Annotated in this window: 25 protein-coding genes; 12 read left to right on the top strand and 13 right to left on the bottom strand. The window is 58.6% G+C overall.

Features of this window, described 5'->3' with window-relative positions:
* Nucleotides 1-22: 22 nt before the first annotated feature.
* The 6 genes from CPH17_RS15540 (at nt 23) to CPH17_RS15515 (ending at nt 5,265) form a co-directional block, all read left to right on the top strand.
* Nucleotides 23-907, top strand: coding sequence for a carbohydrate ABC transporter permease (locus CPH17_RS15540; RefSeq protein ID WP_074395142.1), 885 nt, complete (start codon nt 23-25; stop codon nt 905-907).
* Nucleotides 907-1,749, top strand: coding sequence for a carbohydrate ABC transporter permease (locus CPH17_RS15535; RefSeq protein ID WP_074398396.1), 843 nt, complete (start codon nt 907-909; stop codon nt 1,747-1,749). The genes CPH17_RS15540 and CPH17_RS15535 overlap by 1 nt, the downstream gene beginning before the upstream one ends.
* Before the next feature lie 64 nt (nt 1,750-1,813).
* On the top strand, nt 1,814-3,652 hold the full coding sequence (gene recQ / locus CPH17_RS15530) for a DNA helicase RecQ (RefSeq protein ID WP_074395141.1): 1,839 nt from the start codon (nt 1,814-1,816) through the stop codon (nt 3,650-3,652).
* A 95-nt stretch (nt 3,653-3,747) separates the two neighbouring features.
* The gene (locus CPH17_RS15525; RefSeq protein ID WP_074395140.1) at nt 3,748-4,149 is read left to right on the top strand and encodes an MbcA/ParS/Xre antitoxin family protein; all 402 of its coding nucleotides are present in this window, start codon (nt 3,748-3,750) and stop codon (nt 4,147-4,149) included.
* Nucleotides 4,146-4,826, top strand: coding sequence for an RES family NAD+ phosphorylase (locus CPH17_RS15520; RefSeq protein WP_074395139.1), 681 nt, complete (start codon nt 4,146-4,148; stop codon nt 4,824-4,826). Before CPH17_RS15525 ends, CPH17_RS15520 begins: the two co-directional genes overlap by 4 nt.
* A 154-nt stretch (nt 4,827-4,980) precedes the next feature.
* Nucleotides 4,981-5,265 carry a YrhK family protein gene (locus CPH17_RS15515; protein ID WP_074395138.1) on the top strand — a complete coding sequence of 95 codons (285 nt, stop codon included), beginning with the start codon at nt 4,981-4,983 and terminating at the stop codon, nt 5,263-5,265.
* 8 nt (nt 5,266-5,273) lie between these two features.
* On the opposite strand, the gene CPH17_RS15510 is transcribed toward CPH17_RS15515, so the two are convergent.
* From CPH17_RS15510 to CPH17_RS15490, 5 genes are all read right to left on the bottom strand, one after another.
* The gene (locus tag CPH17_RS15510) at nt 5,274-5,540 is read right to left on the bottom strand and encodes a DksA/TraR family C4-type zinc finger protein (RefSeq protein WP_027336913.1); all 267 of its coding nucleotides are present in this window, start codon (nt 5,538-5,540) and stop codon (nt 5,274-5,276) included.
* 83 nt (nt 5,541-5,623) lie between these two features.
* Nucleotides 5,624-6,202 carry a YgjV family protein gene (locus CPH17_RS15505; protein ID WP_074395137.1) on the bottom strand — a complete coding sequence of 193 codons (579 nt, stop codon included), beginning with the start codon at nt 6,200-6,202 and terminating at the stop codon, nt 5,624-5,626.
* Nucleotides 6,203-6,215: 13 nt separating this feature from the next.
* A complete protein-coding gene (locus CPH17_RS15500) occupies nt 6,216-7,400 on the bottom strand; it encodes an MFS transporter (RefSeq protein WP_074395136.1) in 1,185 nt (394 codons plus the stop codon).
* On the bottom strand, nt 7,391-8,395 hold the full coding sequence (locus tag CPH17_RS15495) for a GlxA family transcriptional regulator (RefSeq protein WP_074395135.1): 1,005 nt from the start codon (nt 8,393-8,395) through the stop codon (nt 7,391-7,393). The genes CPH17_RS15500 and CPH17_RS15495 overlap by 10 nt, the downstream gene beginning before the upstream one ends.
* Nucleotides 8,396-8,491: 96 nt before the next feature.
* Entirely contained in the window at nt 8,492-9,175 is a 684-nt protein-coding gene (locus tag CPH17_RS15490) for a GntR family transcriptional regulator (protein WP_074395134.1), read from the bottom strand.
* A gap of 157 nt (nt 9,176-9,332) precedes the next feature.
* On the opposite strand from CPH17_RS15490, the gene dctP reads away from it, so the two are divergent.
* From dctP to CPH17_RS15465, 5 genes are all read left to right on the top strand, one after another.
* Nucleotides 9,333-10,328, top strand: coding sequence for a TRAP transporter substrate-binding protein DctP (dctP, locus tag CPH17_RS15485; protein WP_074395133.1), 996 nt, complete (start codon nt 9,333-9,335; stop codon nt 10,326-10,328).
* Between the two features lie 66 nt (nt 10,329-10,394).
* A complete protein-coding gene (locus CPH17_RS15480; protein ID WP_074395132.1) occupies nt 10,395-10,916 on the top strand; it encodes a TRAP transporter small permease subunit in 522 nt (173 codons plus the stop codon).
* A gap of 2 nt (nt 10,917-10,918) precedes the next feature.
* Nucleotides 10,919-12,253: a TRAP transporter large permease gene (locus CPH17_RS15475; protein WP_074395131.1), complete on the top strand. Its 1,335-nt coding sequence runs from the start codon at nt 10,919-10,921 to the stop codon at nt 12,251-12,253.
* Nucleotides 12,254-12,266: 13 nt separating this feature from the next.
* Nucleotides 12,267-13,622, top strand: a complete 1,356-nt coding sequence (locus tag CPH17_RS15470) for a malonyl-CoA decarboxylase (RefSeq protein WP_074395130.1) — start codon at nt 12,267-12,269, stop codon at nt 13,620-13,622.
* Nucleotides 13,619-15,142, top strand: a complete 1,524-nt coding sequence (locus CPH17_RS15465; RefSeq protein ID WP_074395129.1) for a malonate--CoA ligase — start codon at nt 13,619-13,621, stop codon at nt 15,140-15,142. The genes CPH17_RS15470 and CPH17_RS15465 overlap by 4 nt, the downstream gene beginning before the upstream one ends.
* A gap of 80 nt (nt 15,143-15,222) precedes the next feature.
* Here the strand turns inward: CPH17_RS15465 and CPH17_RS15460 are convergent, their stop codons facing one another.
* Nucleotides 15,223-16,818, bottom strand: a complete 1,596-nt coding sequence (locus CPH17_RS15460) for a solute:sodium symporter family transporter (protein ID WP_074395128.1) — start codon at nt 16,816-16,818, stop codon at nt 15,223-15,225.
* A gap of 506 nt (nt 16,819-17,324) precedes the next feature.
* On the opposite strand from CPH17_RS15460, the gene CPH17_RS15455 reads away from it, so the two are divergent.
* Nucleotides 17,325-18,710: a GGDEF domain-containing response regulator gene (locus CPH17_RS15455; RefSeq protein ID WP_082934181.1), complete on the top strand. Its 1,386-nt coding sequence runs from the start codon at nt 17,325-17,327 to the stop codon at nt 18,708-18,710.
* A gap of 86 nt (nt 18,711-18,796) precedes the next feature.
* On the opposite strand, the gene CPH17_RS15450 is transcribed toward CPH17_RS15455, so the two are convergent.
* The 7 genes from CPH17_RS15450 to CPH17_RS15420 form a co-directional block, all read right to left on the bottom strand.
* A complete protein-coding gene (locus CPH17_RS15450; protein WP_074395127.1) occupies nt 18,797-20,002 on the bottom strand; it encodes a molybdopterin molybdotransferase MoeA in 1,206 nt (401 codons plus the stop codon).
* Nucleotides 19,995-20,516 (bottom strand): molybdenum cofactor biosynthesis protein B, encoded by a 522-nt coding sequence (gene moaB / locus CPH17_RS15445; protein ID WP_074395126.1) that lies wholly within the window; start codon nt 20,514-20,516, stop codon nt 19,995-19,997. The genes CPH17_RS15450 and moaB overlap by 8 nt, the downstream gene beginning before the upstream one ends.
* Nucleotides 20,517-20,520: 4 nt before the next feature.
* Nucleotides 20,521-20,844 (bottom strand): DUF1244 domain-containing protein, encoded by a 324-nt coding sequence (locus CPH17_RS15440; protein ID WP_074395125.1) that lies wholly within the window; start codon nt 20,842-20,844, stop codon nt 20,521-20,523.
* An 89-nt stretch (nt 20,845-20,933) separates the two neighbouring features.
* A complete protein-coding gene (locus CPH17_RS15435; protein WP_074395124.1) occupies nt 20,934-22,028 on the bottom strand; it encodes a formate dehydrogenase subunit gamma in 1,095 nt (364 codons plus the stop codon).
* 11 nt (nt 22,029-22,039) lie between these two features.
* Nucleotides 22,040-22,654, bottom strand: a complete 615-nt coding sequence (fdh3B, locus tag CPH17_RS15430) for a formate dehydrogenase FDH3 subunit beta (RefSeq protein ID WP_074395123.1) — start codon at nt 22,652-22,654, stop codon at nt 22,040-22,042.
* A gap of 65 nt (nt 22,655-22,719) precedes the next feature.
* On the bottom strand, nt 22,720-25,575 hold the full coding sequence (locus CPH17_RS15425; protein ID WP_074395122.1) for a formate dehydrogenase subunit alpha: 2,856 nt from the start codon (nt 25,573-25,575) through the stop codon (nt 22,720-22,722).
* Nucleotides 25,576-25,599: 24 nt separating this feature from the next.
* Entirely contained in the window at nt 25,600-25,800 is a 201-nt protein-coding gene (locus tag CPH17_RS15420) for a twin-arginine translocation signal domain-containing protein (protein WP_082934180.1), read from the bottom strand.
* Nucleotides 25,801-25,805 lie beyond the last annotated feature (5 nt).

Genomic DNA, 25,805 nt, shown 5'->3' with positions numbered 1-25,805 from the left:
ATCCGACTTGCGGCATTCAGCTATGACCTTAACTGCCCATCGCAAAATGCAGCTGTACGGCGCGCTGTTGTTACTGCCCGCTGCCGTGCTCTTGGCTACGTTCGCCTACCTACCCACGGTGATGACCGTGATCAACAGCCTGTTTTTACCTGGCTTTCGCGGTGCGCCCGCCGAATTTGTCGGGGTCGAGAACTACCAGGTGCTGTTTGACGACCCCACATTCTGCAAGGTGGCGCGTAACAATCTGCTCTATGCGCTGGGCACTATTCCCACTTCTATTGCCTTGGCTTTAGGCATGGCGCTGTTCGTCAACGGCAAGCTGCCGGGGCGCGGCTTTGTGCGTATGGCCTATTTTACGCCCACCATTCTGCCGATGGTCGCGGCGGCCAATATCTGGATGTTTTTCTACGCCCCGCAAATCGGCTTGTTCAATAAGCTGCTCGGCGCACTGGGGTTTTCCGGCGTGAATTGGCTGGGTGACCCAAGCGTGGCGCTTGGCTCGGTGATTGTGATGTCGGTATGGAAGGAAGCCGGCTTTTTTATGATTTTCTATTTGGCCGCGCTTCAAAGTATCCCACCGGAACTTAAAGAGGCGTCTGACCTGGAGGGTACCAGCCGCTGGAGCTTCTTCTGGCGGGTCACCTTTCCGCTGCTGATGCCGACGACGCTGTTCGTGCTGATCAACGCCCTTATCAACGCCGTGCGGGTGGTGGATCACCTGTTCATCCTGACCAAAGGCGGCCCCAACAACGCCACCAACTTACTGCTTTATTACGTTTACGAGAATGCCTTTTCGTTCTTTGACCGCACCACGGCGGCGACCATCACGATGGTCATTCTGCTGGTGCTGGCGGTGGTGGCCACACTGAAGTTCACGATTCTCGACCGCAGGACGCATTATCAATGATGAATCAAACAACGACTTATGCGCCTCGCTCTCGTTACCTTTCAGTGCCGTCGCTCGATACGGTCGCGGCATGGCTGCTGGCGATCATCTGGGTGTTTCCGTTGCTGTACGCCTTCTGGGCCGCCTTTCATGCCAGCGAGTTCATGGTCAATTTTGAGTTCCTGGCGCCGCTGACGCTTGAAAACTTCGTCAACGCCTGGACCCAGGCGCCCTTTGCCCGCTACTACCTCAATACCTTTGCGCTGGTCACCGGCGTGGTATTGGCCCAGTTTGTGGTGTGTACCCTGGCGGCGTTTGCCTTTGCGCGCTTTCCGGTGCCTGGCAAAAACGTGTTGTTCATGCTGGTGCTGATTCAGCTGTTCGTGTTTCCCGAAGTGTTGATTGTCGAAAACTACCGCATCGCCAGCGGGCTGGGATTGATCGACACCATCACCGGGATTGGCCTGCCCTACGTGGCCAGTGCCTTTGGTATTTTCCTGCTCCGCCAAACCTTTAAAACCATCCCCCGTGAGCTTGAGGACGCCGCGCGCATTGAAGGCTGCGGTTGGCTTGCCATCCTCTGGAAGGTCTACATACCCTTGGCCAAGCCCACCTACTTGGCCTACGGGCTGGTGTCGATCAGCCACCACTGGAACAACTTCCTGTGGCCATTAGTCGTCACCAACTCGGTGGAAAGCCGCCCGCTGACCGTTGGCCTCGGCGTTTTCTCGGCACCGGAAACCGGCGTCAACTGGGCGACGGTAAGCGCCGCCACGCTGCTCAGTATCGCTCCACTGCTGGTGGCGTTTCTGCTCTTCCAGCGCCAGTTCGTGCAGTCGTTTTTACGGGCGGGGATTCGCTAGGCAGACGCCCCTCGGGTTTTTCGTGCGACAATCCTCCCTCAGGCACCAGACAAGGAGAGCATTGATGCACGGCGACCCTCACCCGGCAGCCCTCAAGGTGCTGCGGTCGGTATTTGGCTACGATAGCTTTCGCGGCCCGCAGCAGGCGATCATCGAACATGTAATGGCCGGCGGCGATGCGCTGGTATTAATGCCCACCGGCGGCGGCAAGTCGCTGTGCTATCAGATTCCGGCGTTGCTGCGCGACGGCACCGCGATTGTGATCTCGCCGCTGATCGCGCTGATGCAGGATCAGGTGGCAGCACTTCAGCAGAACGGGGTCAAGGCGGCCTACCTCAACTCCAGCCTTGATTACCATGAGGCGGTCGAGGTGGAAAACCGCCTGCGGGCGGGTGAGCTGGATCTGTTGTACGTCGCGCCCGAGCGGCTGGCCACACCGCGTATGCAGACGCTGCTGGAACAGACTCAGATCGCGCTATTCGCCATTGATGAAGCCCACTGCGTTTCCCAGTGGGGCCACGATTTTCGTCCCGAGTATCGCCAGCTCTCCCAGCTTCATCAGCGCTTCCCCCAGGTGCCGCGCATCGCCCTGACCGCCACCGCCGATGTGCCTACCCGTGGCGATATCATGGAGCATCTGCAGCTCCAGGCGGCGGCGCTGTACAACAGCGGCTTTGACCGGCCCAACATCCGCTACCATATCGCCGAAAATCAGGGCAACGCCAAGGAACAGCTGCTGCGCTTCATCCGCGAGCACCACGACGGCGAGGCAGGTATCGTCTACTGCCTCTCCCGGCGCAAGGTGGAGGAGACCGCCGCCTGGCTGGAACGCCAGGGGCTGACCGCACTGCCCTACCACGCAGGACTCCCCGCCGAGCAGCGCCAGCAGCACCAGACCCGTTTTCTGCGTGAAGATGGCGTGGTCGTGGTGGCCACCATCGCCTTCGGCATGGGCATCGACAAACCGGACGTGCGCTTTGTGGCCCACCTCAACCTGCCCAAGAGCATCGAGGCGTATTACCAGGAGACCGGCCGCGCCGGGCGCGACGGCCTGCCCTCCAACGCCTGGATGGCCTACGGGCTTCAGGACGTGATCACCCTGCGCCAGATGCAGCAGGACTCCAGCGCCGCCGACCAGCAAAAGCGCATCGAACAGCAGAAGCTCGACGCCATGCTGGGGCTGTGCGAGATCATCAGTTGCCGCCGCCAGGCACTGCTCCACTACTTTGGCGATCACCTGGACGCCCCCTGCGGCAACTGCGACAACTGCCTGACCCCGCCCGAGACCTGGGAGGCCACCGTGGCGGCGCAAAAGGCGCTGTCGTGTGTCTACCGCACCGAGCAGCGCTTCGGCGTGACTTATCTGGTGGACGTATTGCTGGGCAAGCACAACGAGCGTATCACCCGCTTTGGCCACGACCGCTTAAGCACCTTCGGTATTGGCAAAGAACTCGCGGCCAACGAATGGAAAGCGCTCTTTCGCCAGCTGATTGCCAGCGGCTTTTTGAGCGTGGACATGGAGGGCCACGGCGGCATCAAGCTCACTGCCAATGCCAAGCCGGTGCTGCGCGGCGAGCAGAGCCTCACGCTGCGCAAGCCCAGCAACAAACCCAGCAAAGCTAAAACCGCGCGACGGGGAAGCAAAAGCGCCTCTGCGCCCCAGGGCCACGGCCCGCTGTGGGATGCGCTGCGCCAGCATCGCCGGGAACTGGCCGAGGCTCAGGGCGTACCCGCCTATGTGATTTTCCACGACGCCACCTTGGCCGAACTGGTCGAGCAGAACCCACAAACTCTGGAGGCATTAGGCGCCATCTCCGGTATCGGCGCGCGCAAGCTGGCGGATTACGGCGAGGGGTTTTTGGACGTCATTCTGGCGCATCGGCAAACCGAGCAAAGCGGCTGAACCAGCGTGCCAGGGCTCAAAAAAAGATCAAATGGTCGATATTTTCAATAACCGCTCAACTGGCGTAAACTATACATCATTGAGGAGGAAACTATATGGCCATTCAGCACAAAACCGCCGACAAGCGCCGCGAAATGGGGGCCGCTGCGATGCGCACTTACCCTAACATTTCACACGCATGGGGTTTGAAAGAGAGCGAAGCCGCTCTGCTGCTCGGGGTGCCTGATTCCACCTACCGGCGCTGGAAACAGGCACCAGAGAATGCCCGCCTGGACGCTAACCACCTGGAGCGAATGTCGTTGATTCTCGGCATCTATAAAGCACTGCATATACTGTTGCCCAGTAAAGAAGCGGCTGACAGCTGGTTGCAGCGCGCCAACCGCAATCCCCTTTTTGCCGGTCATACACCAATGGAGCGTCTGTTAAACGGACAAGTCTCCGATCTCTACGTTGTTCGCCAACATTTAGATGCCACGCGTGGTGGGGGCCATGCATGACATTTCCAATAAGCAAGGTCACGTGGCACCCCAGCTATCGCATTATTCCCTCGCGCTTCCCACCCATTGATTTGTTTGAAGGCGTCAACAGCAACCCTGATGACTGGGACTTGCTCAATGAGCTCGAGGGTGAAACCTCCGCAAGGCTACGCGAGGAAGCGGGCGCCATACACCTCGTCCGTGATGATGACCGTCGCTACGGCCCAGGCTGGACGCCCGTCATGGCGGCCTTCTGCCACTTCCCCAAAACCGGTTCGCGTTTTAGCGATGGCACCTTTGGCGCCTACTACTGTGCGTTAACAGAAGCCACGGCCATCGCCGAAACCGTTTACCATGCAGAGCGCTTTATGGGAGAGTCAAACGAGCCGCCCATGATGCTTCAGCAGCGTGTTTACCTGTCGGATTTGTCGGGCCAACTGATTGATTTACGCGAACAGGATACGGCCCAACCGCTGCTAACGCCGGATAGCTGGGCAGCCGGGCAAACCTTGGGGAGAAAAGCCTGGGAAGAACAAGCGGACGGTATCGTTTACCAAAGCGTTCGCGACCCGGAGGGCGAATGTGCTGCGGTGCTTCGCCCTCCCGTGCTCTCCGCAACACGGCAAGGGCGTCATCTCGGCTATGACTGGGATGGTCAGCGTATCCGCCATGTTTATGAATTAACGGTATTGTGTTAACCATCCCAGTACGGCGGGTCACCAATCTGCATGAACAGACACTACAGACGGATCATTCAGTAAAGTAGAGCGGGATACCACTACACCTGATCAAGCGCCATCAATGCTAATATCCTGCAAGGCTAAGCCTAATCACCATGCCAGGAGGGACGCCATGCAAAGAGAGCAGGACGCAAAAACCCGCGACTGGATCTTCACGATAGGGCATCGTGAATTAATCGTGCATCAGCGCTATGAGGTGCTGAGCATGATCAACGATTTCCTGCTGGGGATATGGTTCACGATCGGGAGTGTATGTTTCTTTTACCAAGGCGCCGTTCAAACCGTCGGGGTGTGGTTATTTGTGATTGGCAGCCTGCAGCTACTGATTCGTCCGACGATTCGTCTTCACCGCTATGTCTATTTCAAGCGGTTGCCGGACACCGATCACGACGCCTAGGCCCACGTTCAACGCAGTTGGCTGTCTTTGCTGCCACGCCGGTTGTAGCCGCTAAAGGCCGACTGCTTTTTGTCCAGCTCAGCCTGACAAACGACACACAGCCGAACGCCTGGAATGGCGTTACGGCGCGCGTCGGGAATAGGGTCACCGCACTCTTCGCATAGCTCCAGGCTCTCGCCACGGGGAAGCTGGCTGCGGGCGCGCTGAACCGCATCGTTCAGCGTGCTCTCCATCTGTTCTTGTTCGGCACCGTCTTTTGCCCATCCGCCGGCCATCGTCGTCTTCCTCGCTTAACGTCACATCATCTTTTGAGCATAGCAGCCACAACACCTAAGGTAGCGCGGGCAAATACCGCTGGCTAATTGGCAGGATCACGCTTTATTGGGTTTTCAAGCACTTCCGGTTCTTGATACGCCTCGGGGTATTTACGCTTGGCCCGCGCCAACCGAATGATAGTGATGATATTGGTCACTACGATGAGCGCTTCTGCCATCGTGCCGCCTATGGTGCCTATCAGCAGGTTATTGAGCATCCACGCCAGGGCGGCGAGCCCCAGAAATACCCGCATACTGATACCGCGCAGCAGAAACATACCAACGGTACCCAGCACCATGGCAGTCAAGGGCAGCACATCCACCCAGCTCTGCCAGGTCAGCCATGCCACGATACCGCTGATCACCAGCACCCCCACCATGACCGGCTTGCTGCCCAGATAGCGGCGGGCCAGCACGATACGTACGATCACCAGTACGGTTAGCGCAGCGGCGGTCCAGCTCTTGAAGAAAACAAACTGCAGCGCAAAGGCGACATTGGCGGAGATGAGTATCACGAGCAGCCGATCGTCGTGCTTGCTTGAAAACGCCACCAGGCAAAGCACAAGCGCCACCAGACCAAAACACTGGCCTGCCAGGGCACTCTGGCTGAACGATTCAAGCATGGCGGCTAGGCTCCTAGGGGCGGGGTTGAGCCCCCAGGCTATCATCTTGCTGGCGGTACCGCTGCCAGGCGATGGCGAGGATCGGCACCAGAGCAATAGGAATCAACACGAGGTTAAGCGTCGCCCAGCCCAACCCGTTAACCAAGGGCCCGGCAAGCAAGGCGGTCGTGGCGGCGGTACCAAACACTAAAAACTCGTTGGCGGCCTGGGTGCGCGCTTTATCCACCGGGCGGTAGCTCTCGGTGAGCAGCCCGGTGGCAGGCAGAAAGGTAAAGTTCCAGCCCAGACCCAGCAGAATCAGCGCCACATTGAAACCGGCTAACCCGATACCCCACTGGGCGACCAAAGCGCTTGCCACCAGCAGCAGGCAGCCTGCCACAATGACCTGCTTGGCGCCGAAGCGGGTGGCCAAATGGCCAGTAAAGAACGAGGGTAAAAACATCGCCACCACGTGCCACTGAATGGTCATTGATACGTGGTTAAAGTGATGCCCGGCCCCCTCCATGGCAAGCGGCGTGGCGGTCATGGCCAGGTTCATCACGCCATAACCGACCATCGCCGCGCTTACCGCCACAATAAATCCAGGCTGGCGGAGTATCTTGCCCAGCGGCAGTGCGATGCCTTCGCCATGGGTGCGGGAAGCAGGCGGTAGTTGCGTCAGCATCAGCACCACTAGCGCCAGTGCGTAGATCGCGGCTAACCCCATAAAGCTGCCCAGAAATGGCACCTCGCCCATCTCACGACTCACCCTAGACAACCACGGCCCGGCAAACGCCGCCAGCACACCGCCCCCCATCACCAAACCAATCGCCCGGTCACGCAGCTGCGCGGGAGCGGCCTCCACCGCAGCAAAGCGATACAGCTGACCAAAGCCAATGCCGATACCGATCAGCCACGTGGCTAACAGAAACAACCCAAAGCGTTCGCTCATCAGCGCCTGCACGGCGACCAGCGCGCCCACCAAGCCAACGATATTGCCCAGAATAAAGCCGCGCTTACGGCCCAGCCTGGCCATGATCAGCGAGGCGGGAATCGTCGCGCACATCAGCCCCAGCCACTGGGTGGCGACCGGCGCGGTCGACCATGATGCACTGGGGGCCAAAGATGCCCCTATCAGTGGTGAGACGGCGATCAGTAAGACATTACCGGTGACCAACAACGCTTGGCAAAGCGATAGTAAAGTGACGGTTAAAGGCATGATAGATGCTCCATTGGGGAGTCAGCGCAGGAAGAAGCAAATCGTTGACGATAGACCGAGGGCGATACGCCGTAGTAGCGCTGGAACTGGCGACGCAGTTGCTCAGCGCCGCCCAGGCGCCAGCGCTGCGCCAGGCGCTCAAGTGATAACTGCCCACGCTCGTTGAGTAGCGCCAGGCGAGCTTGTTCCAAGCGTAATTGCGTCACATACGCCCCTGGGGTGATCTGCAAGTGGCGCCTAAACAGCCGAGTGAGATGACGCGGCGTCACAGCCATAACGTCGGCCATACGTTCAAGGGAGTAGTCGGCAGCAGGATCCGCATGCAACTGATCAATTAGCCGACGCAGAGAGCCTGCATCCTGCTGGTGGCGCAGCGCTTCGCTGAACTGCGATTGCCCGCCCGGGCGATGCAGAAACACCACCAGCTCGCGGGCCACTCGCCCGGCTAACGTCGCCCCATAATCCGCTTCCACTAAAGAGAGCGCCAAATCAATGCCTGCCGTTATGCCAGCGCTGGTGTAGCGGCCATTGCTTTCAATATACAACGCATCCGGTTCGACGCTTAGCGCGGGGTATTCATCAGCCAATTGCTGAGCATGTCGCCAGTGGGTCGTCACGCGACAGCTATCCAGCAGCCCAGCGGCGGCTAACAAAAACGCCCCGGAGCAGATAGAACCAAGTCGCCTAACCTCAGGCGCAACCCCACACAGCACCTCTTTCACAGCGGCGATGTCACGCTGCTGCATCACGCCACTACCGCCCGCGACCAGAAGCGTATCCAAAGGCACTAAATGATTGAGCTGACGGTAGGTGTGCGTGGCGTGCACCGCTAAGCCGCCGTTAGTGGCGACCGGGCCGACGTCATCGGCGACAAGCGTTAACTGATACAACGGGTGGGGGCTCAACGCATTGGCGCTGGCAAACACCTGCCAAGGGCCGCTGACATCCAGCAACTGGCAGTCGGGATAGGCAAGTAGGGCAATATGGCGAGTCACAGTCTCTCTCCGCGATACTCAAGCGATAGAGAGAGTGTCGGCGCTACGCCCCATGTCGGCAAGGACCATTACCCCACCGATAAAGACATACTCGTACTATCCCGTTTGTGAGATGGGCGCTTCCATACGCCGCACGCTGGACACAAAGTCGCTGAAACGCTCGCCCTGAATAAGTACGTGATCACTAAGCGCCTGCTGGGCGCCCGGCGCATCGCCGCGTTCAATGGCGTCAAAGATCGTCTGATGCTCGCTAAGCGAGTTGTGCATGCGCTGACGAACCTGCAACTGCAAACGCCGGTAAGGCTTCAAGCGCTGCTTGAGCTGGCGCGCCTCGCTGGCTAAAAAGCTATTGTGACTCGCCGTGTAGATACAGTCGTGAAACCCTTCATTCTCGTAATAATATTCGTCGGTATCACCTGCCTGGGCGGCGGCTTCACAGCGCTGATGGGCGTCGCGCAGAGCTGCAAGTTCCTGCTCGGTAATGCGTCGCGCGGCGAGTCGCCCACACATGCCTTCCAACTCAGCCATCACTTCAAACATTTCAATCAGTTGGTCAATCCCCACCTTAGCAACGAAGGTGCCCTTTTTAGGCGATACCGTGACCAGGCCGCTGGCCACCAACTGCTGAATCGCCTCGCGGACCGGCGTGCGCGAAACGCTGAACTGCTTGCCTAGTGTTTCAGGGTCAAGCCGCTCGCCGGGCGCCCGGCGCCCATTAATGATGTCATTTTCCAATGAATCCTTGAGCCGCTGGGCGTTGGAGCGCTTTGAGTCTGGCATGCGTCACCTCCTTATTTAGCAGCGCAATATTTTACACAAAGCATATGTCATAAAGTTGACATTAGCATACGCAGCGCCTATTGATATATATATCAGCTCGACTGATAAACACATTAAGCTAATCCAAGCACACAACAACAATTGTTGGAGACGCCACATGCAACGTAAACATCTAATCACCGCCACTGCCCTGGGCCTGATGATCGCCGCTTCTCATGCCTCGGCAAATACCGTACTGCGTGCTTCCCACCAGTTCCCCGGCGGGAAGGGCGATGTGCGTGACGAGATGGTTCAAATGCTCGCCGAAAAGGTCGCCGAGGCCGACGTCGGCCTCGAGATCGAGGTCCACCCCGGCCAGTCGCTGTTCAAGGCCGACGAGCAGTGGGGCGCCTTGGTCCGCGGCCGTCTGGACATCACCGCCTTGCCGCTCGATTACGCCAGCGGCCGCCATCCGGAATTCTCCGCCACCCTGATGCCGGGGCTGGTGCGTAACCATGATCACGCCCAGCGCCTAAACGACTCCGAATACATGGAGATGATTAAGGACGTGATCGACGAGGGCGGTGCCAAGGTGCTGGCTGATGCATGGCTAGCCGGCGGTTTCGCCTCCAGTGAGCAGTGCATCACCTCACCGGACACGGTGGAGGGCCAGAACATCCGCGCCGCCGGGCCAGCCTTTGAAGAAATGCTTGAGGAAGCCGGTGCATCAATCGCGTCCATGCCTTCTTCAGAGATCTACACCGGCATGCAGACCGGCGTGCTGGACGCCGCCAATACCTCCTCGATGTCGTTCGTTTCCTTCCGCCTCTTCGAGCAGGTCGAGTGCCTGACCGAACCCGGCGACTACGCCCTGTGGTTCATGTACGAGCCGATCCTGATCTCTAATCAGAGCTGGGAGAAACTCAACGAGGAGCAGCAGGAAGCGCTGACCGCCGCCGCCGAGGAGGCCGAGGAGTTCTTCGCCAGTGAGGCAGCGGGACTCGATGATAAAATGGTCGAGGTCTTCGAGGAAGAAGGCGTCGAGGTAGTCAGCATGTCCGAGGAAGATTACGAGGCGTGGCTTGAGATCGCCAAGGAGACTTCCTACAAAAACTTCGCCGAGAATGTCGAGAACGGTCAGGCGATCATCGACGCCGCCCTTGAGGTGGAGTGATCCCGCAAGCCCCCTGACGATCGGCCGCCCCGCCGGGGCGGCCTTCCTGCCTTCTCGGAGAGCCTCATGACCCACTCGCCCTCTTTCACGGCCAACTCCCGTGGCGGACCACGGCACGGCTATGTCCGGCTGATGGATCGCATCTCGCGGTGGATGGCCTACCTCGCCGCAGCGCTGTTCGTCGCTGGCACCTTCGTGATCTGCCAGATGGTCTTCATGCGCTACGTGATCGGCGTCAGCACCAGTTGGCAGACCGAATTCACCGTCTTCTCGGTCACCGCTGCCATGCTGCTGGGTAGCCCCTACGTGCTGATGACCGGCGGCCACGTGGCGGTCACCGTGCTGCCCGATAAGCTTGGCGGTACGCCCAAACGAATTATGAACCTGGTCGCCTCCCTGGTTGGCCTGGGGTTCTGTGCCTGCCTGGCCTACGCCGCCTGGGTCTACGTGTTCGAGGCCTGGCACGGGGGCTGGACCACCGGCACCGTCTGGAATCCCCCTCTGTGGCCACCTGTGCTGACCATGGCCGTGGGCACCACTCAACTGACGTTGCAATACGTCGCCGAAATCATGCGTGGGGAGAACTGAGCATGGATCCTGTTACCGCCGGTATTTTCGTCGCCATCGGCCTGATCGTGCTGATGGCCATCGGCACGCCCATCGCCTTTGCGCTGGGCGGCGTCTCGCTGATCGCGCTGGTCGCCAGCCGCGGCATCTCGGAGCTGACCTACTTCGGCGAAACCTTCTACGATCGCATCGCCGAGTTCGGCTTCATTGCCATCCCTATGTTTATCCTGATGGGCGCTGCTGTGGCGTCGTCGCCTACCGGGCGCGACCTCTACCGTTCGCTTGACCTATGGCTGGGCAAGCTGCCAGGGGGGTTGGCAATCTCCAACATCGGCGCCTGCTCGATTTTTGCCGCGCTGTCCGGTTCCTCGCCCGCAACCTGTGCGGCGATCGGCAAGATGGGCATCCCCGAGATGCGTGCCCGTGGCTATCCCGATGGCGTGGCCGCCGGCTGCATCGCCGCAGGCGGCACCCTGGGCATCTTGATTCCACCCTCGGTGACCATGATCATCTACGGCATCGCCACCGAGACCTCCATCGGTCGGCTGTTCATCGCCGGCGTGGTGCCAGGGTTCATGCTCGCCGGGCTGTTCATGATCTGGACGCTGATCGCCTGCAAGCTGGCAGGCGGCTACCAGAACCCCATGGCCATCAACACCGAAGCGGTCAAGCAGACGCTGCGCCAGAACGTCGACGCCAACCTCAAGGCGCTGGTGCGCGTGCTGCCCTTCCTGGCGGTGGTGGGCCTCATCCTCTTCGCCCTCTACGGCGGGGTGGCCACCCCCACCGAGGCCGCCGGCGTCGGCGCCTTTATGTGCCTGGCGCTGGCGATAATCATCTACCGCATGTGGCAGTTGAAGCCGCTCAAGCTGATTATGCGTGACTCGTTGCGCGAGAGTGTGATGATCATGTTGGTGATCGCCGCCGCGGAGGTGTTCGCCTATGCCCTGTCGTCGCTGTTCATCACCCAGACCGTGGCTGGCGGCATCGCCGACCTGGAGGTCAACCGCTGGGTGCTGATGGCCCTGATCAACCTCTTCCTGCTGGTGGCCGGCTTTTTCCTGCCCCCGGTGGCGGTGATCGTGATGACAGCGCCGATCCTGATGCCGGTCATCCTGGCGGCGAACTTCGACCCCTACTGGTTCGCGGTCATCCTGACCATCAACCTGGAGATCGGCTTGATCACGCCACCAGTGGGGCTGAACCTGTTTATCATCAACAGCATCGCGCCAGATATTTCGCTCCGCAACGTGCTGATGGGCAGTCTCCCGTATGCGCTATGCATGGTGCTGGGTATCTTGTTGCTGTGCCTGTTCCCCGGCCTGGCTTTGTGGCTGCCCAACCTGATCATGGGCTAAAAGGAGCATCGCTATGAACATGACCTTTCTTCAGGAACTGTTTAACAACATTACCCAACGCGATGCCCTGCTGCGTCGCCGCGACCCAAGCACCCTGGCCGTTGACCACGACCACTTGATCAAGGCCTGCCAGGCGCTGCTGGCAAGCGACGGGGAAGCCTCAAGCATTGCCCTGGCAAGCCGCGCGCTTGCCATCTACCAGCGCCTTTCAGACACGGAAAAACAACGCTTTTTCCAGCGTCTGGCAGACGACTTTGCAGCAGAGCCGGAGCAGATTGACCAAGCCTACGCCGCCTATCGCGACACGCGCGATAACCGCACACTGCAACAGTTGTTTGAAGCCTGCGAACCGCTACGCCAGGAGCTTTTCCGACGGTTGAACTTTGCCAGTGATGGCACTTATGAGCTGGTCAATATGCGTCAGGACTTGCTTGATCTGCTACGCGAGCAGCCCGAACTTGCACCCATCGATGACGACTTTGCCCACCTGTTCGGCTCCTGGTTCAACCGCGGCTTCCTGATGCTCAAGCGCATCGATTGGAATACGCCAGCATCGATTCTGGAAAAAATCATCCGCTACGAAGCGGTCCACGAAATTCAAGACTGGGACGACCTGCGCCGACGCTTGGATGCCCGCGATCGGCGCTGCTTCGCCTTTTTTCACCCGGCGATTGGCGATGAGCCGCTGATCTTCGTCGAGGTAGCGTTGCACAAGGGGCTGCCCAGCCGCATTCAACCGATTCTCTCCGGTGAAGATAGCGGTGTTGACGACCCCGAAGACGCTGACAGCGCCGCCTTCTTCGGCATCAGCAACTGCCAGACCGGCTTGCGCGGCATATCGTTCGGTAACTTTTTGATCAAGCAGGTGGTACAGGAGCTTTCCCAGGAACTGCCGCAGCTCAAGTATTTTGTCACCCTCTCGCCCGTACCAGGCTTCGCCCAATGGCTTAACGAGCAGCGTGATAGCGAGCAGTGGCCACCCAGCGTGCGTGAAACGCTGGCCGAGCTGGAGACACCGGGCTGGCACCAGGACAAACTCCGCCAGGAGCGGCTCAGAACAACGCTACAACCGCTGGCGGCTCATTATCTGGTAGACGAAAAAAACCGCCATGGCCTCCCGCTCAACCCCGTGGCACGCTTTCACCTGGGCAATGGGGCCAAACTGCACCGTATCAACTGGCTTGGCGACATATCCGATAAAGGGCTTAAACAAGCGGCTGGGCTGATGGTCAATTACCTTTATGTGCTCGATGACATTGAGCGAAACCACGAAAATTACACCTCCAAGGGCACCATTGCCTGCTCAAACGATGTGCGTGACCTCGCCAAGCGCGCGCGCAAGCTGGCCAAGGGAGAAACTGCCAAATGAACCATAACCTGTTTGCCACCTTTGCCACGCAAATGCATGAGCGCGGGGAGGCCGATTTTATCACCACCCGCGAGGGCCGGCGCTACTCCTACACGGATGCGCTGAACCAAAGTGCCAGGCTGGCCGGGGCGCTTATCGCTCTTGGCGTACGTCAGGGCGACCGCGTGGCGGTCCAGGTAGATAAAAGCCCCGAAGCTATTCTGCTCTACCTTGCCTGCCTGCAAATTGGCGGGGCTTATTTGCCGCTCAATACCGGTTACACCGGCGATGAAATTCGCTATTTTCTGGGCGATGCTGAACCGGCACTGTTTGTCTGCCGACCCGCTGTAGCCGATGAGGCCCGCCAAATCGCCAGCGATACCGGCTGCCCCGCCGTTGTGACCTTGGGCAGCGCAGCCGACGGCAGCCTGATGGACGAAGCCGCGAGCGTCACCCCTCATAACGACATCGCCGAGCTTCAAGCGCGTGATCTGGCGGCGATTTTATACACCTCGGGCACCACCGGGCGCTCCAAGGGCGCCATGCTGACCCACCAGAATCTGGCCTCCAATGCCGAAACACTCGTCAAGGCCTGGCACTTCAGCGCTGACGACCGTCTGATCCACGCGCTGCCGATTTTTCATACCCACGGTCTGTTTGTGGCGTGCAACGTCACCCTGATGGCCGGTGCCAGCATGCTGTTTCTGCCTAAGTTCGACGCCGATGTGATTTTCGAGGAACTGCCCCGTGGAAGTGTGATGATGGGCGTGCCGACGTTCTATACGCGCCTTGTGCAAGACCCGCGCCTGACGCCCGAGGTCACCACCAATATGCGCCTGTTTGTATCGGGCTCAGCGCCGCTGACCGCTGAGACCCACGAAGCCTTCGAGGCCAAGACCGGGCATGCCATTCTTGAGCGCTACGGCATGACCGAAACCAATATGAACATCTCTAACCCCTATGAGGGGGCAAGACGGGCAGGCACGGTGGGTATGCCGCTGCCCGGCGTGGAGATGCGTATCACCGATCGGGAAACCGGCGCCGAGGTCGCCCCCGGCGAGATTGGCATGCTACAGATTCGTGGCCCTAACGTGTTTATTGGCTACTGGCGAATGCCGGAAAAAACCCGCGAAGAGCTGCTGGAGGATGGCTTTTTCATTACCGGTGATCTGGCCATGGTCGACGAGCAGGGCTATGTGCATATCGTCGGGCGGGATAAAGACCTGGTAATTTCTGGGGGGTATAACGTCTATCCCAAGGAAATCGAGCAGGTGATTGACGAACTGGAAGGCGTATCAGAATCCGCCGTGATCGGACTGCCACATCCGGACTTTGGCGAAGGTGTGACCGCCGCTGTGGTCACCCAACCGGGTGCACGCCTCGACGAAGCCGCCGTACTGGCTCACTTGCAGGGTCGGCTTGCCAAATACAAGCAGCCCAAGCGCGTGTTCTTTATCGACAGCCTGCCGCGCAATACGATGGGCAAAGTGCAAAAAAACGAGCTGCGCAAACGCTTCCACGACACCTATCAGCCCGCATAAGGCGCAACGAAAACGCCCCATGCCAGCATTAGTGGTCATGGGGCGTTAAGCGATCGCGGGTTATTTATTTAGCCAACGCATTACCCAGCGAACGAGGCGTACATAATAATCACCAGCACCACCAACACGATACCGGTAGGCACCGCGCCCTTCCATGGAGTGAGATCAACGTCGCCCGAGTATTCCTGAACCCAGTCGGTCTCCCGGGGGCGCAGCTTGCCAATCACCAGCATCATTGCGACCAGCAGCACGAATACCGCCGCCACAAAGTGGAACTCGTGCATGATCGTCGGCAACATGTTGAACGGCGGCACGAAGTAACCCGCCGCGATCAGCAAACAGCCCCCCACCAAGCCGATTTTGGCGGCCATCGGCGGTACCCGTTTGGTCAAAAGTCCCACCAGCACTACGGCCAGAATGGGAATAAAGTAGATAGCATTCATCTTCTGCAGATAACCAAACAGGCTATCCTGACCCGCCAGCAGCGGCGCGATGGTCATGGTAATGCCTGCCATGATCCAGCCAAACACCTTGCCCGACTTCACTACCTGTTCTTCGCTAGCGTCTTTATTGAGAACCTGCTTGTAAATACCCAGACTGAAGATGGTCGTGGTGCTGTTTAGCGCGGAGTTGAACGATGACAGAATGGCACCGACCATCACCGCCGCGAAGAACCCGGTGAGATAAGGCGGCAGCACGTTGAAAACCAGGTGGCCATAGGCCTCGTCGGCACGGATGCCGTCATCAGCGTACAGGTGGTAGGCGATGATCCCCGGCAGCACCAGGTAAAGTGGGCCCAACAGCTTGAAGAAGCCGGTCAGCAGTACGCCTTTCTGACCTTCAGCGAGGTTTTTAGCGGCAAACGTACGCTGGATAATCTGCTGATTCGTCGTCCAATAGAACAGATTGATCAAGAAGACACCGGTAAACAGCGTAAAGAACGGCACCTGCTGGTCGTCACCGCCGATGGAGTTAAGCTTATCGGGATTGCTTTCTTTAAGGATATTCCAGCCTTCCGCGATGCCGTTGCCATCGCTCACCGCTTGCAGACCAAAGTAGACGATGACAAAACCACCGATAAGCAGACCGACGCCGTTAAGCGTGTCGGACACGGCTACCGTGCGCAGCCCGCCAAATAGAGCGTACACCGCACCGATGATGCCCACGATCCAAACGGTTAACCAGAGTAGCGTGGTGGATGATTCGATGCCGGTCAGTGCGGGCAAGTCGAGCATGCCCTGAAGCCCTACCGCGCCAGAATAAAGGATAATCGGCAGCAAAATCACCGCGTAGGCGATCAAAAAGATCACGTTGGCTATCAACTGCGTGCCTTTATCGAAGCGGATCAGCAGCAGCTGCGGTAAGGTCGCGATACCGCTTTTCAAGAAGCGCGGCAGGAAGAACAGGGCCAACGCCACCAAGGCTATGACCGCCACCACTTCCCAGGCCATCACACTCAAGCCATCACTAAATGCCGAGCCATTCAAGCCTACCATTTGCTCGGTGGACAGATTGGTCATCAATAGCGACCCAGCAATCAACGGGAACGTTAGCGTTCGCCCTGCCAGGAAATAACCGCTGGTACTGCTGTGATCATCCCGTCGCGTGATGCGCCAGGTGATAAAGGCCACTAAACAAGTGAAGAATAGAAATGACGCCAGGGTGAGGGCATGCATAAGAACATCCTTCGGGGCGGTCGCGCATGCTCGTGTACGTAAGTGTACGAATTGCCAGCGCAGTGGATTTAGGTAAATTTACCGATTGGCGATGGATTGTAGTTGGGTGACTCGATTCTACTATTGGTCTTTAGTCGAATTAATGATGCTAATGGCGTGTTTTCTTAACAAATTTTTCTAAATATCAGACATTTGTAACATGTTCTCTTTGAACAATTCGATTAGATCGGTGACCGCCCGCCTTGCTGAGGTATGGCAAAGGCGCTTCAGCGCTTCGCAAAGACATGCCCTATGGTGTGTGCCGAGACATGCTTCTCTGATTGGCCACTTACCCTAACCTGGGCAGCTTTGCACTCATTGCTAGATTGCGCGAATATGAACGCTATTAAGATCGACTATTAATGGTGAGGTCGATACCGATGCGTATATTGTGAATTGTAAGCTGTGAAAGGGATCTTCAGTGCTGAAATAGCTCGCCCCGCACGCTCACTTACCCAGGTCGCTTGATGTCTCACTCCTCCAAACCGCCGCATCACAAGCTGAGCCAACGGCGTCAGCGTTATATCGATGAGGAACAGTTGCAAGCGCTGTCTCCCAACCCATCTTCCAGCCAAGTACGCAGCAAGCGACAGCGGCTGATTTACCTGTGCGGTGATGACCCTGAGCACAGCGGCATTCTAGTTCATCACTTGCACTGCTTCGGCCACGAGGTGGTGTCCTTTGAAGATACCGAGACGTTTTTTGATGCTGCGCTGACGCGCCGCCCTGATGTAGTGATCATGGATGTAAACTTTCCCAAGGGCCAAACCGATGGCACCGATACGCTGGCCGAATTAAACAGGCTAACCGGATCGCAGATGCCCGCCATCGTACTGTCGGCCTACGGCAATTTTTCATCGCGTTTGAGCGCGGTACGCGCAGGCTGCCAGGGGTATTTCACACACCCGGTTAAACCGCTCGACTTAATGCTGGCCATCGACGAATTGACCACCCCGATAGAAAAGGAGCCACTACGCGTGCTGGTAGTGGATGATGAAGTCGACGCCGCCGAATACCACGCGCTGCTGCTTAAAGGCGCGGGCATGATCGTCCAGCAAGTTCACCACCCCGCCGAGACGCTCATCGCGCTGGAGCGCTTTAATCCGGATTTGCTGCTGGTCGATATGTTTATGTCTGACTGCTCCGGTGAAGAGCTGGCGACGATGATTCGCCATCAGCCCGAGTACCTTGGCCTACCAATCGTTTATTTAACGGGCAGCGCCGACAGTCAAAAGCAGCTTTCGGCGATGGCCTCCGAAGTCGAGGCGCTGATTACCAAGCCAGTACAACCCGCTGAACTGATCTCTGCTGTACGACTGCGGGGCGAGCGGCTGCGCATGCTGCACTCATTAATGAGCCACGACAGCATGACCGGGCTTTACAATCACAGCACCACTACCGATTTTATCAACAAGGCCCTCGCCCAGGCGCATCGAGACGATAGCCAGCACGCCATGGCGATGATCGATATTGACCACTTTAAGCAGGTCAATGCCATCCACGGTCACTTGGCGGGAGACCAAGTCATTATCACCCTGGCTCGACTACTAAAGAGCCGCTTACGGCTCTCGGATATTATTGGCCGCTACGGCGGGGAAGAGTTTGTAGTGCTGCTCAAAGGCGTGGATGTGCAACGTGCCGCCGAGTTGATCGACGGGCTTCGCGAGGATTTTGGGTCAGTTGATTTTTATGCCCACGGCAACCATTTTCGCTGCACCTTCAGCGCTGGGATAAGCGATTTTCCTGACCACCCCGCAACAGAGTCGTTGCGTTTAGCCGCCGACCAAGCGCTCTACCGCGCCAAACAACAGGGTCGCAATCAAGTGGCTATCCACATGGATCTAGCGCCATGAAAGCTAAAAGCTTACTTTTAGCCACTATCAGCGGTGCCACTGCTGGATACCCGGCGATGGTCTGCAAGCCTTAAGTGCGTAACCCCTTAGCTCATAAGCCAAAGACATGCCACCGGCTGCCCCATCGCAAGTTCACTGTGAGGTGGAATCACTGCCAATGCATTGGCCTGTATGCACGAGGAAAGCACTGAAGAGTTCTGATCGTCGAAGGCCATGGCTTTCGCGCCCTGGTCATCAAACGTTAGGGTTACGCGCATATAGTGCTGCCTTGGACCCGTCGACGTTGAAAACCCCGCCCGTGCAGTGACGCAGGGCAGCGACCTCAGATCGTGGCAGCGTAATAACGCGCCCATCAACGGGCGTAAAAAGAGCCACGCGCCGACAAACCCCGATACTGGATTGCCTGGCAGCCCAACAAAACGCGCCTGACCACCGCCCCGCCTAGGTAAGCGACCCAGGGCCAATGGCTTGCCCGGCCGAATGGCGAGTTTCCACATCGTAAGTTCGCCAAGCGCCTCAAGCGAAGCTTTCACGTGATCCTCTTCGCCGACGCTGACACCGCCGGTGCTAACGACCACGTCGGCGTCTTCCGCCGCCTGGGCAAGCAGTTCACGGGTACGCTCGGCATCGTCGGGCACGCTGACCTGACTCACTACCTCAGCGCCAAAGGTTTCCAGCAACCTGGTGAGCATGGGGCGGTTGGAGTTATACAACTGCCCGGGCTTGAGCGGTGTACCGGGATCAATCACTTCATCGCCGGTAGATAGTAGCGCCACCCGAGGCCGACGGCGTACGCCAACCTCTGTGACCCCCTGCCCGGCCAGGTGACCGAGGGCGGCGGCTTCCAGACGTTCACCGGCGCTTAACAGCACATCACCCTGACGCACATCGCGCCCTTTCAGACGCACATTGTCGCCGGCGGGAATATCCGCTGGAATGTGGGCAGCATTGCCATCCACCTCAACGCGCTCCTGCATGACCACACAGTCGGCCCCCGGGGGGATTTCACCGCCGGTAAAAATGCGCGCGCAGCTGCCCGGCGCCAGCGGGGTGGCCGGCGTGCCCGCCGCGATACGCTGGCTGACTTCAAGGCGCCGACCGGCTTCGGCAGCGCGCAGTGCGTAGCCATCCATGGCGCTGTTGGTGTAGGGCGGCACATCAAGCTGTGCGGTAACGTCTTCAGCCAGCACCCGCCCGGCCGCGTCGGTAAGCGCCACACGCTCCGCCGTCACGGGCGTGACATCCGCCAGCAGCGCGGCCAGAGCGTCCTCAATTGAGTGCAGCTCAGCCATGCTGGCCCCGCTCGGGGATGACCAGGTTGGCAAAGTTGCACGGCTTGTGGCGGCTGTCGAGCTGTTCGGCCAGAATACCGTCCCAGCCGGTGCGGCAGGCGCCGGTCGAGCCCGGCAGGCAGAAGATCACCGTGGCGTTGGCCAGCCCGCCGAGGCAGCGGCTTTGAATCGTCGAGCTGCCGATTTCCTCACCGCTGAGCTGGCGGAAGCGCTCGCCAAAGCCTTCGATGCGCTTATCCAGCAGAACGCCTACCGCTTCTGGGGTAGAGTCGCGGCCGGTAAAGCCGGTGCCGCCGGTGGTAATCACCACCTGCACATTGCTATCGGCAATCCACTGGGCTACGACGGCACGAATGGTATACACGTCGTCCGGCACGATGCGTTTTTCCACCAGTTCATGCCCAGCCTCGGTGAGTCGCTCGACCAACGCCTGACCACTGCGATCCGTCTCGTCGGTCCGCGTATCGGAAATCGTCAGTACGGCGATACGCAGCGGAATCATTAGCTCGTTCATGGCATCACCCCTGTTTGGCGGCTTTCTTTTTGGCGTGGTGCGCTTCCCAGGCCGCCATCTGCTCGGGTGTCGCTGGCGCTTGATAGAGCTCTTTCCATTCGCTATAGGGCATGCCGTAAACGTATTCACGGGCTTCTTCGTAGGTAAGCGGCTCGCCCCGTGCTTCCGCCGCGCTAACCAGCCATTTGGACAAACAGTTACGACAGAAGTCAGCCAGGATCATCAGATCGATATTCTGCACGTCTTTATTGTCATCAAGATGCTGCAGCAAACGGCGAAACGCCGCTGCTTCGAGTTCGGTACGGGTGGTGTCGTCAAACTTATCCATCGCCTTTGACCTCTATGGAGTGAAATTAAGCTCAGCATAACAAAAGACACCGCCCGTAGGCGGTGTCTTTTGCAACATTCCAACGCGCCTTACGAGGAGCGTGTGGCGGGAGACTCACCGGAGTCTTTTGAAGCTTTCCGATCGGCCAGATCCTGCTCGGAAACTGCCTGATCCTTGACCTCTTCGTACCACAAGTTGTGGTGCTCTTTGGCCCAGGTTTCATCGACGTAGCCGGTAGTCATGCCTTCAAGCGAGCCTTCCGTGCCCAGGGTGCCGATGTAGATGTGACCGATCGACACGGCCGTCAGCCCCAGGGCGCCCACCGCGTGAACGAGATTAGCCCACTGCATGGTGTCGCGTCCCTGACCGAAGTTGGGGAAGTCGAGCACGAAGCCGCTGGCAACCACCAGAAGCCCAACCGTGGCCAATAGCCAATACCAGGCTTTTTCGCCACCGTTGGCAAAACCGGCGTCCACGTGCCCTTTACCTACAAGGCCGCCACCTTTCTTGAACCATTCCAGGTCGTGCTTTTTGGGTAGGTTGTCTTTGATTAGACTGACCAGCAGTATGACCAGCAAGATACCGAAGATTGGTCCCAGATAGTTGTGCAGCACCTTGGAGGAGGAAACCATCCATCCCCAAAAGGCATCGCCAAACAGGCCGCGGAAGACGAACTTGCCGAACAGCAGGTTAAGCCCAGTAAGCGCCAGGACAATGAACAGCGATGCCACCGACCAGTGCAAGGCACGCATGAAAAGCGGCCAGCGGAACAGCTTGCGTCCCGTTCGGGGTTCTTCAAGATGCTTGCGACCAATGATCAGGTAGAACAGCGTAATGATCCCGATCATGCCGCCAATCACGATCAACCCGAAAGGTGACACCCAGCGATTACGCCATTGACGCCAGGTTTCCCCGCTAGAATTGATCAGATTGTAGTTACTCTCGTAACGCGAGTCGCGATAGTTGGCATCGGTTTCGCCGCTGCGCACTTCCCGCCACTGGTCAGCATCGATACCCGGCGCTGCCGTGCCCATCTCCCGGTCAGGGTCGGCCTGGGCACTCGCCACCTGTGTCACGCCGAGACTCAGCACCAGCACAAAAGCCAACAATAGCCAGCGCCAAACCCCTTGCCAGAGGTTCAGATGCGGCACCCCACCGGGCGCCTGAGCAGTCAACTGGTTCATGGAAAGCCTCCTTACCCTTTACGGGCAGCATCATAGGCTAGGTTGTCGGCACTGGCCTGAGGGTTGTTAGACCAGGCGCCATCCTCGTGACCGCGATGCACCACGCGCTGACGGAAAATATCGGCAACGTCTTGGGCGTCGCCCGCCAGCAGCGCCTTGGTGGAGCACATTTCCGCGCACAGTGGTAGTTTGCCTTCGGCGATGCGGTTGGAGCCGTACTTCTCGTACTCTTCTTCTTTGCTTTCGGCTGGGCCGCCGGCACAGAAAGTACATTTGTCCATCTTGCCACGCTCGCCGAACGCATCCTGCTGCGGGAACTGTGGGGCGCCGAACGGGCAGGCGTACAGGCAGTAGCCACAGCCGATACACAGGTCTTTGTCGTGCAACACGATGCCGTCGTCGGTTTTATAGAAGCAGTCAGTGGGGCACACTGCCATGCAAGGCGCGTCGTCACAGTGCATGCAGGCAACCGAAATGGACATTTCATCGGCTTCGCCGTCATTTAGTGTCACAACGCGACGACGTTGAATGCCCCATTCGACATCATTGGCATTTTTACAGGCGGTAACGCAGCCGTTGCATTCGATGCAGCGTTCGGCGTCACACATAAATTTCATTTGAGCCATGGTGTTCTCCTCATACGGTGCGGGATGTCGCCCACACCGTGGATGCTGTCAGGTCTGGGCGGGCCTTAGGCACGCTCGATACGGCAGATGGTGCACTTGGTCTCTTGCATCAGTGTCACCGGATCGTAGCCATAAGTGGTCGCGGTATTGGCCGCTTCGCCAATGACGTAGGGCGCTGTGCCTTCTGGGTAAATGCCTTCCAGGCTTTCGCCCTGGAACATGCCGCCAAAGTGGAACGGCATAAAGGCCACCTTGCGGTCCACGCGTGGAGTGACCATCGCTTTGACTTTCACCCGGCCGCCTTCGGCGCCTTCGACCCATACCTCGTCGCCGTCGCTGATGCCTAAATCATTCGCATCGGCAGGATTGATCTCAACGAACATCTCTTGTTGAAGCTCAGCCAGCCACGACATGGAACGCGTTTCTTCACCACCGCCTTCGTATTCCACCAAACGCCCGGAGGTAAGGATGATGGGATAGTCATCCACCGAGGGTGCGCCATCCTGTACGCTCTTGTACATCGTCGGCAGTCGCATAATGGAGTCAAAGTCGTCCCAGGTCGGGTATTTATCGACCAGGTCACGGCGTGTTGAGTAAAGCGGCTCGCGGTGCTTGGGCACGCCATCGGGGAAGGTCCACACCACCGCGCGGGCTTTGGCGTTGCCATAGGGCGCACAGCCGTGCTCGATCGCCACGCGCTGTATGCCGCCGGATAAATCGGTTTTCCAGTTTTTGCCGTCCGCCGCTTCTTTCTCCTCGTCGGTGAGATCATCCCACCAGCCAAGGTCTTTGAGCAGTTGATCAGTAAACTCTGGGTAGCCGTCGTCAATGTCGCCCTCAACCGGTGCCGAACCTTCGGCCAGCAGATTGACCCCATCGCGTTCGATACCGAAACGCGCACGGAAACCCATACCGCCTTCCATCACCGGTACGCTGATGTCGTAAAGGTTGGGCGAACCTGGGTGCTTAAACTCCGGTGTGCCCCAGCAGGGCCAGGGTAAGCCGTAGTAGTCGCCATCGGCCGGGCCACCTTGGGCGCGCAGGTTCTCGAAGCTGAAGGTATGCCAGTTTTTCTGGTGCTCTTTCAGCCGCTCCGGGCTCTGCCCGGTGTAGCCGACCGTCCACATGCCGCTGTTAATTTCGCGCAGGATATCTTCGATCAGCGGCTCATCGCCGTTCATTTCGTAGTTGGCCACCAGCTCTTCGCCAAACCCGAGCTTGCGAGCGAACAGGTACATGATCTCGTGATCGGGCTTGGACTCGAACAGCGGATCGATGACTTTATCGCGCCACTGCAGTGAGCGGTTGGTCGCCGTCACGCTGCCGGTGGTTTCGAACTGGGTCGCTGCCGGCAGCAGGTACACACCATCCGTACGGTCGTGCATAACAGCCGCAACCGTCGGGTAGGGGTCGACGATGACCATCATTTCAAGCTTTTTCATCGCCTGTTGCATCTCGACGCCGCGGGTCTGGGAATTCACCGCATGGCCCCAATAGAACATGGCTTTGAGCGCGGTGCGCTGGGAGATGTTTTCGTCTTCCTCCAGCACCCCGTCAACCCAGCGCGATACGGTAATACCGCTGGTGTTCATGGGCTTGCCGTCAGCATATTCGCTGTCGTCGAAACGCTCTTTCAGCCAGTCGTAGTCAACGTCCCATACCTTGGCCCAGTGCTGCCAGGCACCTTCTGCCAGGCCGTAGTAACCCGGCAAGGAGTCAGAACCCAGGCCCAGGTCGGTGGCGCCTTGAACGTTGTCGTGGCCACGCAAAATATTGGCCCCGCCACCCGACTTGCCAATGTTGCCCAGCGCCAGCTCTAGAATGCAGTAGGCGCGGGTGTTGTTGTTGCCCGTGGTGTGCTGGGTACCGCCCATGCACCACACCACACAGCCGGGGCGATTGTCGGCCAGCCGCTTGGCAACGTCGCGCATGTCTTCTTCGCTAACGCCAGTGATGTCTTCCACAACGTCCGGCGGGAAATTGGCGACTTCTTCGCGCACCTCATCCATGCCGTAAACGCGCTGGCTGATGTATTCGCTATCTTCCCAGCCGTTTTCAAAGATGTGCCATAGCAGGCCCCAGATATACGCCACATCGGAACCCGGGCGAATGCGCACGAACTTATTGGCTTTGGCCGCCGTGCGGGTAAAGCGCGGATCAGCGACGATGATGTCGCAGTTGTTGCGCTCCTTGGCAATCAGGAAGTGCTGCATCGCCACCGGGTGGGCTTCTGACGGATTCGAGCCAATGAACAGCATCGACTTGCTCTTTTGCATGTCGTTAAGCGAGTTGGTCATCGCTCCGTAGCCCCAAGTATTGGCTACCCCGGCAACCGTGGTTGAGTGACAAATACGCGCTTGGTGGTCGGTATTGTTAGTCCCCCACATGGAAGCAAGTTTGCGCATCAAGTACGCCTGCTCATTGCTGAACTTGGCTGAACCCAACCAGTAAACGCTATCAGGACCGTGCTCTTCGCGAAGCTCAAGCAGCTTGTCGCCAATTTCTTCAATGGCGTCGTCCCAGCTCATGCGTTCCCATTCACCGCCAACCAACTTCATGGGGTATTTCAAACGGCGGCTGGAATGGCCGTGCTGGCGTAACGAAGCCCCTTTGGCGCAGTGCGCACCGCGGTTGATCGGATGGTCGAAGGCAGGCTCTTGCTTGGTCCAAATACCCTCTTGCACTTCGGCGTACACGCCGCAGCCCACCGAGCAGTGCGAACAGATCGTGCGCTTGGTTTCCACTGGCGAGTCGAGCACCGGGGTTTTGTCCGCCGACTCGGCACGCCGCATCATGGGCGCGCCCATAAAGCCTAGCGCGGCCACACCACCGGTCGCTGCACCGCTGCGTTGAATAAACTGGCGGCGCGAAATACCCAGGCCGGGCGCTTTGGGAGTGTCTGTTTTGCGAGTTAAACGCATGGCAATTCTCCTGGCATTCCGCCGTCAGTCACGCAAGGTGGCGTAAAAAGCACGGACGTGATCGGTCTCACGGTAATTTGTTGTCGGTTTTTCAGCGTCGCTGGGTGCGCTATCGGCTTGCGCCAAGGTGACATGGCCCACCGCAGCGGCAGCACCCGCTGCGGCTGTTCCCAACCCCACGGTTTTCATAAACCGGCGGCGCTCAGGATTGTGTGACTTTTGCATGGTGT

Origin of the sequence: Halomonas sp. hl-4, from assembly GCF_900215475.1 — a bacterium.
Lineage (GTDB): Bacteria > Pseudomonadota > Gammaproteobacteria > Pseudomonadales > Halomonadaceae > Vreelandella.
The sequence above is the reverse complement of the archived record's forward strand: the minus strand, read 5'-3'. Positions and strand labels throughout refer to the sequence as shown.